At 33.6% G+C, this 16,845-nt stretch carries 19 protein-coding genes; 9 read left to right on the top strand and 10 right to left on the bottom strand.

All coding sequences use genetic code 11. The features are described 5' to 3' along the window. Window positions 1-33 precede the first annotated feature (33 nt). The 7 genes from FVE72_RS03985 (at window position 34) to FVE72_RS03960 (ending at window position 4,362) form a co-directional block, all read left to right on the top strand. Window positions 34-261 (top strand): sulfurtransferase TusA family protein, encoded by a 228-nt coding sequence (locus tag FVE72_RS03985; protein ID WP_026737338.1) that lies wholly within the window; start codon window positions 34-36, stop codon window positions 259-261. Between the two features lie 14 nt (window positions 262-275). Beyond that, complete coding sequence (locus FVE72_RS11415) at window positions 276-482, top strand: hypothetical protein (RefSeq protein WP_232049475.1); 207 nt, start codon at window positions 276-278, stop codon at window positions 480-482. Between the two features lie 24 nt (window positions 483-506). After that, window positions 507-830 carry a YeeE/YedE thiosulfate transporter family protein gene (locus FVE72_RS11410; RefSeq protein WP_232049474.1) on the top strand — a complete coding sequence of 108 codons (324 nt, stop codon included), beginning with the start codon at window positions 507-509 and terminating at the stop codon, window positions 828-830. A gap of 131 nt (window positions 831-961) precedes the next feature. Then, entirely contained in the window at window positions 962-2,359 is a 1,398-nt protein-coding gene (locus tag FVE72_RS03975; RefSeq protein WP_026737337.1) for a rhodanese-like domain-containing protein, read from the top strand. Between the two features lie 21 nt (window positions 2,360-2,380). After that, window positions 2,381-2,935 (top strand): YeeE/YedE thiosulfate transporter family protein, encoded by a 555-nt coding sequence (locus FVE72_RS03970; protein ID WP_026737336.1) that lies wholly within the window; start codon window positions 2,381-2,383, stop codon window positions 2,933-2,935. Window positions 2,936-3,054: 119 nt separating this feature from the next. Continuing rightward, a complete protein-coding gene (locus FVE72_RS03965; RefSeq protein WP_026737335.1) occupies window positions 3,055-3,999 on the top strand; it encodes an NAD(P)/FAD-dependent oxidoreductase in 945 nt (314 codons plus the stop codon). Window positions 4,000-4,146: 147 nt separating this feature from the next. Beyond that, window positions 4,147-4,362 carry a sulfurtransferase TusA family protein gene (locus FVE72_RS03960; RefSeq protein WP_026737334.1) on the top strand — a complete coding sequence of 72 codons (216 nt, stop codon included), beginning with the start codon at window positions 4,147-4,149 and terminating at the stop codon, window positions 4,360-4,362. On the opposite strand, the gene FVE72_RS03955 is transcribed toward FVE72_RS03960, so the two are convergent. The 8 genes from FVE72_RS03955 to dnaX form a co-directional block, all read right to left on the bottom strand. Then, window positions 4,355-5,239 (bottom strand): LysR family transcriptional regulator, encoded by an 885-nt coding sequence (locus FVE72_RS03955; RefSeq protein WP_006807427.1) that lies wholly within the window; start codon window positions 5,237-5,239, stop codon window positions 4,355-4,357. The two genes, FVE72_RS03960 and FVE72_RS03955, sit on opposite strands and share 8 nt — an antisense overlap. A gap of 26 nt (window positions 5,240-5,265) precedes the next feature. Continuing rightward, a complete protein-coding gene (glmM, locus tag FVE72_RS03950) occupies window positions 5,266-6,627 on the bottom strand; it encodes a phosphoglucosamine mutase (RefSeq protein WP_026737333.1) in 1,362 nt (453 codons plus the stop codon). 27 nt (window positions 6,628-6,654) lie between these two features. Further along, window positions 6,655-8,247 (bottom strand): sensor histidine kinase, encoded by a 1,593-nt coding sequence (locus tag FVE72_RS03945; protein ID WP_006807481.1) that lies wholly within the window; start codon window positions 8,245-8,247, stop codon window positions 6,655-6,657. Window positions 8,248-8,258: 11 nt separating this feature from the next. Then, window positions 8,259-8,933: a response regulator transcription factor gene (locus FVE72_RS03940; protein WP_006807532.1), complete on the bottom strand. Its 675-nt coding sequence runs from the start codon at window positions 8,931-8,933 to the stop codon at window positions 8,259-8,261. 183 nt (window positions 8,934-9,116) lie between these two features. Beyond that, window positions 9,117-10,391 (bottom strand): peptidase U32 family protein, encoded by a 1,275-nt coding sequence (locus FVE72_RS03935; RefSeq protein WP_026737332.1) that lies wholly within the window; start codon window positions 10,389-10,391, stop codon window positions 9,117-9,119. Window positions 10,392-10,455: 64 nt separating this feature from the next. Further along, the gene (dnaB, locus tag FVE72_RS03930; RefSeq protein ID WP_026737331.1) at window positions 10,456-11,907 is read right to left on the bottom strand and encodes a replicative DNA helicase; all 1,452 of its coding nucleotides are present in this window, start codon (window positions 11,905-11,907) and stop codon (window positions 10,456-10,458) included. Between the two features lie 6 nt (window positions 11,908-11,913). Continuing rightward, complete coding sequence (rplI, locus tag FVE72_RS03925) at window positions 11,914-12,369, bottom strand: 50S ribosomal protein L9 (RefSeq protein ID WP_006807522.1); 456 nt, start codon at window positions 12,367-12,369, stop codon at window positions 11,914-11,916. A 38-nt stretch (window positions 12,370-12,407) separates the two neighbouring features. Next, entirely contained in the window at window positions 12,408-13,907 is a 1,500-nt protein-coding gene (gene dnaX / locus FVE72_RS03920) for a DNA polymerase III subunit gamma/tau (RefSeq protein WP_373920387.1), read from the bottom strand. A 159-nt stretch (window positions 13,908-14,066) separates the two neighbouring features. Here dnaX and FVE72_RS03915 point away from each other — a divergent pair, with 159 nt between their 5' ends. Together FVE72_RS03915 and FVE72_RS03910 are read left to right on the top strand one after the other, a co-directional pair. Beyond that, a complete protein-coding gene (locus FVE72_RS03915; protein ID WP_026737329.1) occupies window positions 14,067-14,261 on the top strand; it encodes a type II toxin-antitoxin system HicA family toxin in 195 nt (64 codons plus the stop codon). A gap of 40 nt (window positions 14,262-14,301) precedes the next feature. Continuing rightward, window positions 14,302-14,715 carry a type II toxin-antitoxin system HicB family antitoxin gene (locus tag FVE72_RS03910; protein WP_026737328.1) on the top strand — a complete coding sequence of 138 codons (414 nt, stop codon included), beginning with the start codon at window positions 14,302-14,304 and terminating at the stop codon, window positions 14,713-14,715. 140 nt (window positions 14,716-14,855) lie between these two features. Here the strand turns inward: FVE72_RS03910 and rph are convergent, their stop codons facing one another. Together rph and glyA are read right to left on the bottom strand one after the other, a co-directional pair. Then, window positions 14,856-15,548: a ribonuclease PH gene (gene rph / locus FVE72_RS03905; protein ID WP_006807458.1), complete on the bottom strand. Its 693-nt coding sequence runs from the start codon at window positions 15,546-15,548 to the stop codon at window positions 14,856-14,858. Window positions 15,549-15,578: 30 nt separating this feature from the next. Then, a complete protein-coding gene (glyA, locus tag FVE72_RS03900; RefSeq protein WP_026737327.1) occupies window positions 15,579-16,811 on the bottom strand; it encodes a serine hydroxymethyltransferase in 1,233 nt (410 codons plus the stop codon). Between the last annotated feature and the right edge of the window lie 34 nt (window positions 16,812-16,845).

The raw sequence follows: 16,845 nt of genomic DNA, 5'->3' as shown, positions 1-16,845 counted from the left end.
AATTTAAAAAACTAAAAATTTGGAGGTAAAAAAATGAAAGAATATACTTTAGACTGTTTAGGAGAAGCTTGTCCTATCCCTTTAATAAAAACTCAAAAAAAATTTGAAACTATGGAAACAGGAGATGTACTTATAATAAACGTAGATCATTCCTGTGCTATAAAAAACATTCCGGAATGGGCTCAGGAAGTGGGATATAACTGCGAAGTTGAAGAAGTCTCCGAAGGAGAATGGAATATCATCGTAGAAAAAAGTAAATAATCGGAGGCAAACAAATGGAATTTTTTAATAAACTCAGTCAAAACGAAACTTATAAAAGAATAATGAAAACACCTCTTTCTTACGGTGCAGGAGCTATGCTCCTCGGTATTGCCGTAACAGCTTATCTTGTAATATTTAAAAAAGCATGGGGAGTTACAGGCTCTATTACTGTCTGGGGAGCAAAATTATTTAACCTTGCAGGTATTGACACTGCAAAATGAGCGTACTTTATTGCTCACAAAGGATTGGGAAAATCTATTGCTACTCCTATCCTGAAAGACGGAGGATCATTAAGAAATATCGGAATTATAGTCGGTGCAACTTTGGCTACTCTTTATGCTTCAGAATTTAAGATTAAAAAGATTAAAGGAAAAAGGCAACTTATAGGAGCTGTTATCGGAGGATTTCTTATGGGATTCGGTGCCAGACTTGCAGCAGGCTGTAATATTGCCGCTTTATTTTCGGCATTATCGGCATTATCATTGACAGGATGGTTCTTTGCAGCTTCACTTTTAATAGGAGCTATTATCGGAAGCAAAATATTGGTAGGCTACATTATGAACGAATAACAATATTAAATAATACTTTCATATTCCCGTTAATCCCGATTTTGTAACTATGCAGACTCGAATAACACGGGAAACTTTTATGAAATAGCAAAACTGTCAAACATTATATTAAAAACAAGGAGAAATATCTGATGAAAACAAAATCAAAATCAATTTTACTTATATTAATTATTATTTTAGGGATTTTTACCGCTTGTAACAATAATTCCGTCAAAGAAATTAAAACAGAGGAACTTATTAAAAACCTTGATAATCCTGAATACGTTATTATAGATACGCGTGAAGACAGCTTATATAACGGATTTAAAGACGGAAAAGCTGAAAGAGGCGGACATATTAAAAATGCAATTCAATTCAGCTGTTCATGGATGAATTATATACAGGATGATAAATTTGAAAGTTTTGCCGCAGGCAAAGGAATTACTAAAAAGAAAACTCTTGTATTTTATGATACAAATTTGGATAATCTTAACTGTGTGAGTGCAGAATTTGCATCAAGAGGTTATAAAGTAAGAACATATACCGACTTTATAAATTATGCAAATAATAAAAACAATCCCATGGAATCTTTCCCGAACTTTGAACTCAGTGTTTCACCTCAATGGTTGAATACTCTTCTTCAAGGAGGAAAACCTGAAACTTATAATAACGATAAATTTATGTTATTTGAAGTTTCATGGGGTCCTTTAGAAAAAAGTAAAGGATATGTTCAACACATTACAGGTGCTTATCACTTTGACACAGACTGGATAGAAAACGGTCCGGTATGGAATTTAAGTGACCCTAAAGTTATCGAACAGAATTTATTGAAAAACGGAATTACAAAAGATAAAACTGTCATACTTTATTCGGCAGAAAATCAGCTTGCCGCTTACCGTGTATTTTGGGCTTTGAAATGGGCAGGAGTACAGGATATAAGAGTACTTGACGGTAATCTTGTTACATGGATGGATGCAGGTCTTCCTACTGAAACTAAAGTTAATACTCCGAAACCTGAAACAAACTTCGGAACTCAAATTCCTGCAGATACAAGTGTTACAATAACTACTCCTGAACAGGCTATGGAAATGCAGCAAAAAGAAGGATTGAAACTCATAAGTAACCGTTCATGGGATGAATATACAGGAAAAGTCAGCGGTTATGATTACATCCCGGGAAAAGGTGAACCTCAAGGTGCAATTTGGGGATTTGCAGGGACAGATTCTTCAAACGTTGCAGATTACTATGATCCTGACGGAACTTTACGTAATCCTAAAGAAATATTTGAATTATGGGCAACTCAAAATATTCATCAAAATGATAAACTTGCATTTTACTGCGGAACAGGTTGGCGTGCTACAGTACCTTGGTTTATGACTCAAATGGCAGGATGGAAAAACAGCTATATTTATGACGGAGGATGGAATGCCTGGCAAATGGATTCTAAGTTTCCTGTACAAAAAGGAGCACCGAATAATATGAAAAAACCTGATGCTAAAAACGATTACGGAAAAGCAAACAAAAAATCAGGCGGATCTTGTAAAGCCTAATTATAAAAGGAGAATTTGCAAATGACTTTTTTTAATAAACTCAGTCAAAACGAAATTTATAAAAGAATAATGAAAACTCCCCTTTCATACAGTGCAGGTGCTGCATTATTAGGTATTACAGCTACTGCACACTTAATGATTTTTAAAGAAGCTTGGGGCGTTACAGGTCCCATTACTGTATGGGGAGCAAAAATATTTCAATTAATAGGAATAAATACTACCCGATGGAGTTATTTTATAGCTCATCCCGGTTTAAAAAGAGCAATAATGACACCTATTTTAAGAAGCGGAGGCTCAATAAGAAATATCGGAATTATAGTCGGTGCAACTTTGGCTACTCTTTATGCTTCAGAATTTAAGATTAAGAAGATTAAAGGAAAAAGGCAACTTATAGGAGCTGTTATCGGCGGATTTCTTATGGGATTTGGTGCCAGACTTGCAGCAGGCTGTAACATTGCCGCCCTATTTTCGGCATTATCGGCATTATCGTTGACAGGATGGTTCTTCGCAGCTTCACTTTTAATAGGAGCTATTATCGGAAGTAAGATACTGGTAACTTATATAATAAATGAATAAAATACATGAGGGCTCATTGCCGCCCTCATACTCCCGCTACCCGCGTTCTTCGCGACTACGTCGACTACGAAAATGCGGGGGAGGGTAATTTTTTTAAATCATATATTGGAATGTGAAAAATGGAAAAAATAAAAGAATTTTACGATGTTATAATTATAGGCGGAGGAAGTGCCGGACTTACTGCCGGAATTTACTGCGGACGGTCCAAACTGAATACTCTTATTCTCGAAAAATCTCTAATCGGAGGTTTGGCAACATATACAAACGAGATAGAAAATTATCCCGGTTTTCCCGAAGGAATTACAGGACTTGATTTAATGAATCTATTTCATAAACAGGCTAAAAAATTCGGAGTTAAATTTAAACAAGTTCCTGTAAAATCTGTCAGTTTAAGTAACGAGAAAAAAGTTATTGAAACTTTCAGAAATATATATGAAGCTAAAGCTGTAATAATCGCGACAGGCGGAAACCCCAAACTGACAAATTCACTCAATGAAGAGAAATTTTTATACGGAAAAGGGATTTCTTTTTGTGCTACATGTGATGCAGCTGCAAATATTGATAAAACTGTCATGGTTGTCGGAAATGGTGATTCGGCTATTGAAGAAGGAATTTTTTTAACTAAATTTGCTAAAAAGGTCATCGTTTCGGTAACTCGTGATACAGGAAATCTGAAATGTCATAAAGCCGCAAGAGAACAGGCTCTCAACAATAGAAAAATGGAATTTATATGGAATACATGTGTACATTCTTTTGAGAGCGAGGGCGAATTATTGGAAAAAGTTATATTGAAAAATACGAAAACCGAAGAATTGATACCTTTTAATATAGATACATGTTTTCTTTTTATCGGATATAATCCCGATACGGAAATTTTTAAAAACTCTGTAAATATGAATTCGGGCGGATATATAATAACAAATGAAAAAATGGAAACAAATATAAATGGTGTATTTTGTGCAGGAGATGTTCGGGATAAGCCTTTAAGACAAGTCACTACTGCTGTCGGTGACGGTGCTGTTGCTGCTTATTATGCAGAAAAATATATCAGCGAATCGGAATAACAGATTTCGTTATTAAGTATTTAAAAATATCTCCTGTATTATCAGGAGATATTCTGTGTATTTATATAGACTATTTGAATATTCTGTTGTATAATAACTTTATTAACAGATTATCGAATAGTCTTCTATTTATGAAAGGAAATTTTTATGATTAAAATAAACTGTATGGGTTATAATTGTCCCTTGCCAGTAATAATGCTGAGAGAAAAATATCCTCTGATCATGAGCGGAAAAAAAATTCTTCTCGTAACCGATCACAATCTGGCAGTCCAAAATATTGAATATTACTGTTCTTTAAATAACCTTGAATATAAATCCGAAGAAGTTCTTAAAGGTGTGTGGGAAATTACTGTTTCTAAATAAATTTGGAAACATGCTTTTCTATATAGGAAATAATTTTTTTCAATCCGTCAGTTTCCGAAACTCTTTTTACCAAACTGATATTTTGAACGATTGACAAATTATCAATATTAATAATTTTCATTTCTTTATTATAAAGTTCCTTTTTTATTGTAGAATAAGGCAAAAAAGCCAATCCATAGCCGTTTACCACACAAGACTTTATTGCATCTATGCTTTCAAGATTATATGTAATTTTATAACTTTCAAAATCATTTATATATCTGGAAACTGTTCTTGTAATTTCGTTTTCAGTAGCCATATTTATCAAGTCATATCGGCTTAATTCCCTTTCAGTTATAAAATCGGGATAATTGATAGATATATTTGAAGCGACAAGCAAAATTTCTTCTTCAAATATTTTTTTACTTGTAAGAACAAGATCATTTTTAATGTCTTCGGCAACAAAGCCTATATCACATCTTTCGCTTACCAGCTCCTCTTCGATTTTAAAGCTGTCACTTCTGCTGTAAAGCTCTACCGATGTATTAGGATAGTGCTGCTTCAAATGATAAATCATACAAGGCAGCGAATAATTACACATTGTAGGGACCGCAGAAATCCTTATCTTTTTTACATTATTTTTCTTATCCCTTATTTCTTTTTTCATCTCCTGCAAAAGTTTTTCCGACATGGAAAAGTATTTGTAAACGATTTTCCCTTCTCCGGTTAATTCTATTCCCTTATTACTTCTTATAAATAAAGAAGCATCAAGTTCTTTTTCAAGATTTTTTAATTGCTGAGATAAAGCAGGTTGGGAAATATATAATTTATCCGCAGCTTTGGAAATACTTCCCATTTCAGACACTTTAAGAAAAAATTCGTAAATTTCATTAAGCATACATCCCTCCTGTTTTATCTTTTTAATTATAATAATTCTTCTTTAACTTTATTTACCAATTCATTTACATATTTATCGACTATTTCTTCAGTTTCCGCTTCAACCATAACTCTTATTAAAGGTTCTGTTCCCGATGCTCTGACAAGTATACGACCTTTTCCGTTTATTTCCTGTTCTTTTTCTTTAATAAACTCTGTCAATGCCTTATTATTTTTCCAATCGGCTTTTTTCTCTTTGGAAACTGTAATATTTTTCATATCCTGAGGCCATAATTTTATATCTTTTACGAGTTCACTCAATGTTTTTCCGCTTTCTATCATTGCCGAAACAAGCTGAATAGACGATAGCACTCCATCTCCTGTAGTATTGTAATCAAGCATTAAAATGTGCCCTGACTGTTCTCCTCCAAGATTTAATCCGAATTCTTTCATTTTTTCAAGAACATATCTGTCTCCTACGTTGGCTCTTATCAAGCCTATTCCGTTTTCTTCCAGATATTTCTCAAATCCCATATTACTCAAAACCGTAGTTACCACTTTATTGTTATTTAAAAGCCCTTTACTTTTAAAGTTTTTGGCAATTATTCCGATTATAAGGTCTCCGTCTATTATTTTTCCTGTATGGTCTACAGCTATGAGTCTATCGGCATCTCCGTCATAAGCGAGTCCCAAATCGGCTTTATAAACCTGTACTATCTCCTGCAACAATTCAGGATGAGTAGAACCGCAGTCTACATTTATATTTTTACCGTTAGGTATGTTATTTATAACTATTATATCGGCACCAAGTCTTTGGAAGATTTTCGATGCAACTCTGTAAGCAGCACCGTTTGCCGCATCAATGACAATTTTTGTACCTTTAAAACTTTTTTTCACTGTTGAACTCAAAAAGTCCAAATATATTCTCATATCGTCTTCAACATATTTGAATCTTCCCAAATCATCACCTGAAACCTGATGCTTCAAAAGCTCGTCAGTATTTTCCATAAGTGTTTCCAATTCTTCTTCTACACTGTCAGGTAATTTATATCCGTTTTGGCTGAAAATTTTTATTCCGTTATCTTTTACAGGATTATGTGATGCAGATATCATTATTCCGGCATCGGCATTTAATTTTCTTGTCAAATAAGAAACTCCCGGAGTAGGCAAAACTCCTACAAAATCTATATGAACTCCCATAGAAGTAAGTCCCGCAGACAATGCTGATCTTATCATATATCCCGATATTCTTGTGTCTGTACCGAGAATAATCTTAGGCTTTACAGTACCTTCTTTATTTTTTTTCAAATAATATCCCAATGCCAGTCCTAAATTTGTAACAAGCTCAATTGTTAAATCTTTATTTGCTTCTCCACGCATTCCGTCAGTTCCGAAATATTTTCTTGCCATTTTTCCTCCCGATATTTTTTTACATTTTTATTTATTTTTATTATTTCCTATTTTTAATATTGATTTACCGCTTTTCGGTTTTTCTTCGGTTTTTTCCTTTACTAAAGGTAATATAATCGATATTTCCGTTCCTTTACCGAGTTCCGAATTTACTTCTATTTTACCGTTATGTATTTCCACTATTCTTTTTACAATAGCAAGACCGAGTCCCGTACCTCCTGTAGCTTTAGTTCTCGACACATCCACACGGTAAAATCTTTCAAATACTCTTTTGGAGTCTTCGGGAGTCATTCCCACGCCTTCATCTTTTACGGTTATCCTTCCGAAATCTCCCTCTTTTTGGGAAATAAGATATATATTAGTATTTTTATCCGAATATTTTGTCGCATTTTCTATTAATGCTCTTATTGCCTGCTGTAACAATGTCGTATCGGCTTTAATTTTGTATTCTTCGGATTTTTCAAGATTGAATACATGATCTTTTACTGAAACTACAGTATCTGTATATATCTGATGAACCAGTTCTCCTGCGTCTATTTCACTGAAATTCGTATTTATTTTTGTAATTTCACCTTTTGCAAGGAAAAGAAGTTTCTGAACCAGACTTTTCATATTTTCCGCTTCATTAATTATAGAGTCTATCGACTCTTCAAAGATCTCTTCATCAGTAAGCCTTCTTTTCTTTATAATCTCGGCATATCCTTTTATTATTGCCAAAGGTGTTCTCAACTCATGAGAAGCATCCGACACGAATTTTGACTGATTATCAAAGGAAAACTCAAGTCTGTCAAGCATTTCATTTATTATCAGTGTCAGATTCTGAAGTTCATCTTCGGTTTTCGGAACGTCTATTCTTTTACTCAAATCATCGGTATTAATCGTTTTTGCAGTTTTTATTATACTGTTTACCGGTCTTAAGATTCTTTTACTTAAAAAGCTCGATACAAGCACAGTTACGATTACTCCGATTAATGAAAACAGTACTATCAGCCATTGAAGACGACTGTATATTTTCGTTTCCTGACTTATGTTTTTCAGCACATAAATCTCGACTTTATAATCTCTTGCTCTTGATTTTATTGTTCTGCTGACTTTAAACACATGATAAATATCGTTAGTCTTCTCATTTTCCGAGGTTTTATCTTCGAGTTTAATATCTTTTCCTTTAATGCTATTATCCTTGATATTATTTTTCTCAACAACATCTATAATTTCTTTTCCTTTGGTTACCATATTTTCTCTGTCAATACCTGTTTCCAGTATTTCTACAGGAGTTATACTGTTTATAAGAATCTGCCTTGAATCTTCAGAGCTTACCTGCATCAAATAGAGATATTCGTTATCTCCGGGATTAAAAGGTTTTCTGAGATATACAATTCTTTCTCCCTGAAGTTGTCCTGCAGGAGATTCCCACTGGAACTGATCTGATCTCGAATAAATCTCCCACTTATCCAGATATTCATTAAGTTCTTCCTCTTTAGCTGTAGCCGCCATTTGAATCGATTTTGTATTCTCTTTTTTCAAGATATAAACCAGCACAAAATTGGAAATCAGTATTAATGCTAAAAATAGAAGAACGTAACTTATTGAAATACGATCTTCTAATTTTACTTTTTTCATAGGTTATCTCCTTATTTAAAAATGAATCCTATTCCTCTTACAGTTTGGATAAATTTTCTTTCATAAGGTTTATCTACCTTATCTCTCAAGTACTTGATATACAAGTCCAGGATGTTGTCATTTCCTATATAGTCAAATCCCCAAACTTCTTCCAGTATTTTATCTCTCGATAAAACTATTCCTTTATTTAACACAAGGAAATCCAATAATTCAAATTCTCTTTTGGAAAGAGATATCAAAGTTTCTCCTCTGAATACTTCGTATGTAGAATAATTAATTTTTAAATCTTCAAATTCAAATATTCCTTTATGATCTACTGTTTTTTTCGTTCTTCTCAAAAGTGCTTTTATTCTCGCAAGAAGTTCTTCATTTGAGAACGGTTTTGTCATATAATCATCTGCACCGTAGTCAAATCCAACTATTTTATCACTTATCTCATCTTTAGCAGTAAGCATAATAATAGGTACCTGAGAACCTTCTCTTATTCTTTTACAAACTTCCATTCCGCTCATTTTAGGCAGCATTACATCAAGCAAAATCAAATCATATGAACCGTATTTTGCCATGTTAAGACCTTCTTTTCCGTCATAAGCGAAAAATACGTCAAATCCTTCAAATTTTAATTCGATTTCCAATAATCTTGAAATCTTAGGATCATCTTCAATTACTAATATTTTCTCTCTCATCATATCACCAACTTATTTTATATTTTTTTTATTATACTACACTTTATGAAAAAATAGTAGAGTCTAACACTCTACTATTTAAAAATCGTGTATTTACCTCTTCAACTTAGAGTATATGTTATGAGGCTTTGATTTATTTTTAGATTAACTTTGAAAAAACTTAAATTCTTTATAAAATTCACTTTAAAGGGTATTTTCTCCCATTTCCATGTCACTGTCCGACTTTCCTTCGGGAAGTTTTACCCTTATCAGATCCATCGGCTCCATTTCTACATCAGTTTCTATTATTGCTACAGTATTCGGATGAGCAACATCTATGTATTCATTATTTTTTGTATTCAAAAAATTCTTTATTTTAAACTTCACAGGATCCTGATGAGGTCTCACCAATTCCAGTTCATTACTTGCAAAAACACGGTTTCTTATTTGCCACACATATTTGTTATCATCCAGTTTTTCAGCTACTTTGGCTACAAGCTGATAAGTCTGACTGTAAGACGAACCTGTATTATAGTTCTGATCCTCTTCAGTAGTTACTCCGAGATAAAATCCTTTGGAATAAAGTCTGTGACTTATAGTTTGAAGCTCGTACAACCATTTCGGATCATATTTGTAATTCCCCGAATAATATGAGTCGAGAGCCTGTCTGTATTGTTTTACTACTGTGGAATTGTAATAGATACTTTTCATTCTTCCTTCTATTTTTAAGGAATCTACTCCAGTTTCAAGGACTTTATCTATAAATTCTATAGTACATAAGTCTTTCGCATTAAAGATAAACGTACTTCCGTGCTCTTCGATAATATCGTGAGCTCCTGTTTCCTCATGCCCTTCTGCGATTACTTTATAATTCCATCTGCAATCCTGTGCACATATACCTCTGTTGGCATCACGTGAAGTAAAATAATTACTTAAAAGACATCTTCCCGAAATAGCCATACACATTGCACCGTGTATAAAGACTTCTATTTCCACATCAGGAACTTTCTCTTTAATAGTCTTTATTTCCTTTAAAGACATTTCCCTTGCCAAAATTACTCTTTTAGCCCCCATATCTCTCCATGTTTTTACACTCATCCAGTTGACATTATTCGCCTGTGTACTCACGTGAATAGGTAAATTCGGAGCGTGTTCTCTTACAAGCTGAAACACTCCCAAATCAGCTACTATTACCGCATCGGCTCCATATTCATCAAGTAACTTTATAAATCTCGGCATATATTCTATTTCCGAGTTATGTGCAAATATATTCAATGTTACGAATATTTTTTTTCCTAAACTGTGAACATAATCTATAGCTTGTCTTAATTCGCTATTTTTAAAATTCGAGGACATTCCTCTTAAATTAAAAGCACTGCCGCCGACAAAGCAGGCATCTGCTCCGAAATGAAAAGCTGTTTTGAGTTTTTCCATATTACCCGCAGGTGCAAGTAACTCAACTTTTCTTTTTTGCTGCATTTTCCCTCCTTGAGTTTATATTAATTAATTATTTATACAATTTTTTGTATACAGATTTAAAATTTTATTCAGGATACTGATTTACACGGGCATCGCTTATTATATTTACAAATTGCTGATAACTCGGTCTGAATCCCAATCTTATCGTACCTGTAGGTCCGCTTCTGTGTTTTCCTATTATTACTTCTACTTCTTCCAGTTCAGGTGTAGAACTTACTGTCGGTTGGCTTGTATACTGCTGAGGCATATTCGACTCATTAGGATTTTGACCGTTCGGCTGCATTCCGACTTTTGACGCATAATAAGCCTCTCTATACAGGAACATTACCATATCGGCATCCTGTTCTATGGCTCCCGATTCTCTTAAGTCTGAAAGTATAGGTCTTTTATCATTTCTCGACTCTACACCCCTCGATAATTGTGATAATGTTATAACAGGTATATCCAGTTCTTTGGCAATAATTTTAAGTGATCTGGAAATTTCCGAGATTTCCTGTTCTCTGCTCTTTTTAGAGCCTTCTGAAGGGGTTATTAACTGCAAATAGTCAATCAACAGAAAATCAAGTTTTCCTTCGGCTTTCAATCTTCTTGCTACTGCCTTTATCTCAAGTATATTCACACTTGACGAATCCGAAATATATAAAGGCAACTCCGACAGTCTACCCATGCTGTTTCCCAAAAGAGTATAGTCATCATCGGCTAAAGTTCCGTCTTTTATAGACTTTAACTTTATTTTTGAGTCTATGGAAAGAAGTCTTTCAAAAAGCTGCTCATTTCCCATTTCCAGACTGAATATCAATACGTGTTTCCCTCTTTTTGCCACATTCAATGCCAAATTCAGGGCAAAAGCCGTTTTCCCCATAGCAGGTCTGGCTGCGAGTATTATCAGATCTGAGCCGTGAAATCCGCTTGTAAGAGAATCATAATCGGTAAATCCCGAACTTAATCCTCTCAATCCGCCTTTATATTTAGACATTTCATCCAAACTGGAAATTTTCAATCCTGCCAGTTCCTTTAAAGAAACTACATCTTTTTTCTGTTTTGACTCGGCGATTTTAAATATCATACTTTCAGCTTTATCGAGCATTTTTTCCACATCATCATAGCCCCGATAAGCCATTCTCGTGATTCTTTCTCCTGTTTCTATCAGTTGTCGCTGAACCGAACGTTCTTTAATAATTTGAGCATAAGTTACAGCATTTGCAGCGGTAGGCACTACATCAGTCAATCCGTAAAGTATATCTTCTCCGCCTATTTCGTCAAGCAAATTCTGATATTCAAGAGAATCCTTGATTACAAGAGCATCTACGATTTTTCCTGTATTGTAAACATTCAGCATTTCACCGAATATTATCCGATAATTGTTTTTATAAAAATCATTCGGCGTTATAATTTCCACAATATCTCCGATAACGTCCGGCTTTATAAAAATCGAACCTAACAATGCCTCTTCAGCCTCAATACTGTAAGGTATTTTTAAATCATTTTCACTTTTACTTTCATCAAATAATGCCATGATTTTTTATTCCTGTCCTTCCAATTTTACTTTTATAACGGCTTTTACTTCAGGATGTAATTTTATTTCTATAAAGTGTTCTCCCAATTCTTTCATTCTAGCATCTGTAGACACTTTCTTTTTATCCACTTCAAGATTTAACTGCTCTTTTATGGCATCGGCTATTTCTTTTCCTCCTACCGAACCGAATACTTTTCCGTTATTTCCCGCTTTTACTTTTAACAGTATTTCTTTTGAACTTAACAGTTCTTTTAATTCATTGGCTTTTTTCACATCATTATCGTGAGTCTTTTTTATCTTTTCATTTTTACTTTTCAATTTATTTATATTTTCAGGTGTTGCAGGTATTCCCTTATTTTGAGCAAATAAAAAGTTATTTGCATATCCGTCTTTCACTTCCACTATCTCGTCTTTTTTCCCTACACCTTTTATATTTTCTTTTAATATTACTTTTACTTTCATTTCTGCCTCCCGTTTTTATATTAATTTTCTAAATATGACTATTTACTATCAATTATTGTTCCTTCGAAAAAATCTATTACTTTATTTACAAATTCGTCTTCGGAACTGTTTCCGTCATTTCCTCCGAAAGTCGTATTTATAAGGATGTACGAATTACAAAGTTTATTTATAATTTTTTCGATTTTTAACTTATTCTCCGTTTCCATAATTCTGCTGCTGTGGAACTTATGACCCTCGGGAAATCTTATTGTCAAAGTATTTCCTTCAAGTTTTTCAGGATATGTGTCTGCCATTAATGCTTCTATCATGACGCTTTCCTTTTTTATCCCCTTTTTTATCTCTTTCCATTTACTTTCAAACAATGAAATATCATGATTCTGCTGTTCTGTAATAACATTTTCAGACTTTTTCTCTGAAATTTTTTCGCTTTTATCAGACATTACAGGATTAATTGAAGAAATCGACTCCGATTTTTGCACAGGTTGTTCTGTATAAACCGTTTTCTTTACTTTATCTTTATAAAACTCATGTACAAGAACATATCCCAAAAGCCTTTTATCTTCTTCATATTTAAATTCATTCAGTATAAAAAATATGGAACTTACAGTATTCAGTATAAAATCTATCGACAATCCTCTGTCTTTCTTAAACTGCTCTTTCAGATAATAAGCAAAATCCTTCAAAAAAGTTTCTATAACAAGACCTTCTTCCCATATTTTGTCCATAAAATCAAGTAATTCTTCTTTATTTCCTTTTTGAATAAGCTCCAAAAACTGGTTTAATACAATATCGGGAACTACTCCCAACGCTTTCTGCGTCTTGGAAATATCAATATCTTCTCCGTTAAAATTGGAAATAACCTGCTCAAATATAGAAAAACTATCCCTTGCACTTCCTTCGGATTTTCTGTAAATCAAATCCAGACTTTCATCATCTATCGTTATATTTTCCTTTTCTGCCACTTCTTTTAATAATTTCGTAATATCTTTTTCGTCAATGGGCAAAAAATCATATCTCTGACAACGGGAAATTACCGTATCCGGTATTTTATCTATTTCCGTTGTCGCCAATATAAATATTACATGTGCAGGCGGCTCTTCCAAAGTTTTCAGAAGGGCATTAAAAGCTTCTTTGGTAAGCATATGTACTTCGTCTATTATATATATTTTTCTTCTGCCTTTTACAGGCTGATAATTTATTTTCTCTTTAAGCTCTCTTATTTCATCAATACCTCTGTTTGATGCGGCATCAATTTCAATCATATCCATTGAGATCCCCTGAGCAATTTCGCGACAGTTGTCGCACACGCCGCAAGGATTATCAGTAATACCGTTATTCAGACAGTTTACTCCTTTGGCAATCAGTCTGGCAATAGTAGTTTTCCCTACTCCTCTAGGCCCTGTAAATAAATAGGCATGAGAAAGTTTATCTTCTCTCAATGAATTTTTTATAGCTCTCGTTACAAATTCCTGTCCCGCAATCTCATCAAAATTTTGCGGTCTGTATTTTCTGTACAGTGTTATATTCAATATTCTCACCTTCATATATAAATAAATCTTATTTTACGGGCTTTGATTTATTTAATAACAAAATTAGTATAAAATTATATCATTTTTTTGACTATTTCTCAATTGTCTTTTTTTATTTTTTGTTGATTTTATACTTAATATTATGTATAATACTGTTGAGGTGGTTAAATGCCAATGAAACCAAAAGAAATGATCCGATTTCTTTTAAAAAACGGTTTTGTAGAGATAAAAGGCGGTAAAGGCTCACACAGACGTTTTTTTAATCCTACAAATGGTAGAATTACCGAAGTAGCCACTCATTCCAAAGAGTTGAAAAAATTCACGGAACAGACTATTTTAAAACAGGCAGGATTAAAAAAATAATCTTGCTTGTCCTCAAAACTAAAATTAGAGGTGATTTTATATGTTAGTTATTTATCCCGCCATATTTCATAAAGCTATTGAAGGTGGTTATGTCGTTGAATTTCCCGATTTAAATAATGGAGCAACTCAAGGTGAAACATTAGAAGAGGCTGTTGAGGCAGCACAAGATTATATCGGTACATGGCTTTATGATGATTTCGTTAAAGGTAATGCAATACCTAAAGCAACAGATATATCTGAAATTCAAATAACTGACAATGATTTTATAATTAAAGGTGAAAGTTTCAAATCATTAGTAAGTTTAGATATGAAAAAATATGTAAATGAATCTAAAAAACAGGTTGTTAGAAAAAATGTATCCATTCCAAGTTGGTTAAATGAAATAGCTATGAACAATAATATAAATTTTTCAAATGTTCTTCAAAAAGCATTAAAAAAAGAATTAAATCTGTAGTTTAAAAACTGAATTTAAAAGATTATATGAAAAGAGCAGCAATCAAGCTGCTCTAATTTTATTACTATTTATACTTTCAAAAACTCTATTACTTCTTGAACTTCATCTTTAATAAAACAGGACACTACTTAATTTTTCAATTATAAATTAAATAATTTCTCAAATCCTTTTTTTGAAATTTCGATAAATTTTAAAAGCTCTTCCTGTGTAAATGTAGCTTCTTCACCTGTTCCCTGTAATTCTATAAATTCACCTTTATCGTTCATTATTATATTCATATCCACATCTGCACGAAAATCTTCCTCATATTCTAAATCAAGAAGTATTTCATTCTTTATTTTTCCCACACTCACTGCCGCAACTCTTGAATTAATCGGTATTTCATTTAATTTCCCTTTATCAATAAGCTTTTCAATAGCAAGTTCCAAAGCCAGATATCCTCCTGTAATAGAAGCTGTTCTTGTTCCTCCGTCTGCCTGTATCACATCACAGTCGATAATTACAGTTCTTTCTCCCAATTTTTCCAAATTTACTGCTGCTCTCAATGCTCTTCCGATCAATCGCTGAATTTCCATAGTTCTTCCCGAAAGTCTTCCTTTGTTTGCTTCTCTTTGCACTCTGTTATTCGTGGCTCTCGGAAGCATACTGTACTCTGCTGTAATCCAACCCGAGTTAGTTCCTCTCAAAAAAGGCGGAACTTTTTCTTCAACTGTGGCATTACAGATTACTTTTGTATTTCCGAACTCTATTAAAACCGAGCCTTCAGGATGCATAATATAATTTTTTGTTACTTTTACTTCTCTCATTTCATCGTTTTTTCTATTTACTCTCACTTGTACTCTCCTTTTAACTATTCAGCTTCTCTATAAGGGAAATTTTTTTGTCAATTCGTAAACTTCATTTTTTACTTCTTTTATTTTTTCTTTATCATTTACATTCTCAAGAACTTTTAATATCATTCGTGCTATTTCGGCAGTTTCCTTTTCTTTCATTCCTCTTGCTGTAATTGCAGGTGTTCCCAGTCTTATACCGCTTGTAATAAAAGGTTTTTCGGGATCGTTCGGAATAGCATTTTTATTACATGTAATTCCCGCCTCTTCAAGTTTCTCTTCGGCTAATTTACCCGTAACTCCTTTCGGTCTCAAATCCACAAGCATCAAATGATTGTCAGTACCTCCGCTGACTATTCTAAGTCCGCCTTTTACAAGTTCTTCAGATAATACTTCGGCATTTTTCACTACCTGCCTTTGATATTCTTTAAATTCGGGACTTAAGGCTTCTTTAAATGCAACAGCTTTAGCAGCAATTATGTGCATTAAAGGTCCTCCCTGTATTCCCGGAAATATAACCTTGTCGATTTTTTGAGCTATTTCCTCGTTATTTGTCAATATTATTCCTCCACGAGGACCTTTTAACGTTTTATGAGTTGTAGAAGTTACAACATCTGCATATTTCAGTGGATTAGGATGTTCTCCTGCCGCTACAAGTCCGGCAATATGTGCCATATCTACCATTAAATACGCTCCGACTTCATCGGCTATTTCTTTGAATTTCTTAAAATCTATTATTCTCGAATAGGCACTTGCCCCTGCAACTATTATTTTCGGTTTATTTTCCAACGCAAGATTTCTGACCGCTTCATAGTCTATCATTTCAGTTTCGGGATGTAATCCGTATTCTATTCCTTTATAGTTTTTACCTGAAAAATTAACTTTATAGCCATGAGTTAAATGTCCTCCCGAACTTAACCCCATTCCTAAAATTGTATCTCCCGGTTCAAGCAGTGCAACATACACTCCCATATTTGCCTGAGAACCTGAATGAGGCTGAACATTTGCATACTTTGCACCGAATATTTCTTTAAGTCTGTTTATTGCCAACTGCTCAACCGTATCGGCATTTCTGCAACCGCCGTAATATCTCTTTTCAGGATAACCTTCTGCATATTTATTTGTAAAAACCGAACCTGCCGCTTCCATTACAGCTTTTGACACAAAGTTTTCCGAAGCTATGAGTTCTATCCCTTCTTCCTGTCTCTTTTCTTCACTGACTATTGCATTGTAAACTTCCGAATCAAATTCCTTTATATAGCTCATTCATGACCTCCCGATTACTTCACTTTGTTTTTAT

Source organism: Pseudoleptotrichia goodfellowii (assembly GCF_007990505.1).
In the GTDB taxonomy this organism is placed as follows: domain Bacteria; phylum Fusobacteriota; class Fusobacteriia; order Fusobacteriales; family Leptotrichiaceae; genus Pseudoleptotrichia; species Pseudoleptotrichia goodfellowii.
This window is presented reverse-complemented; position numbering and strand designations above follow the sequence as displayed.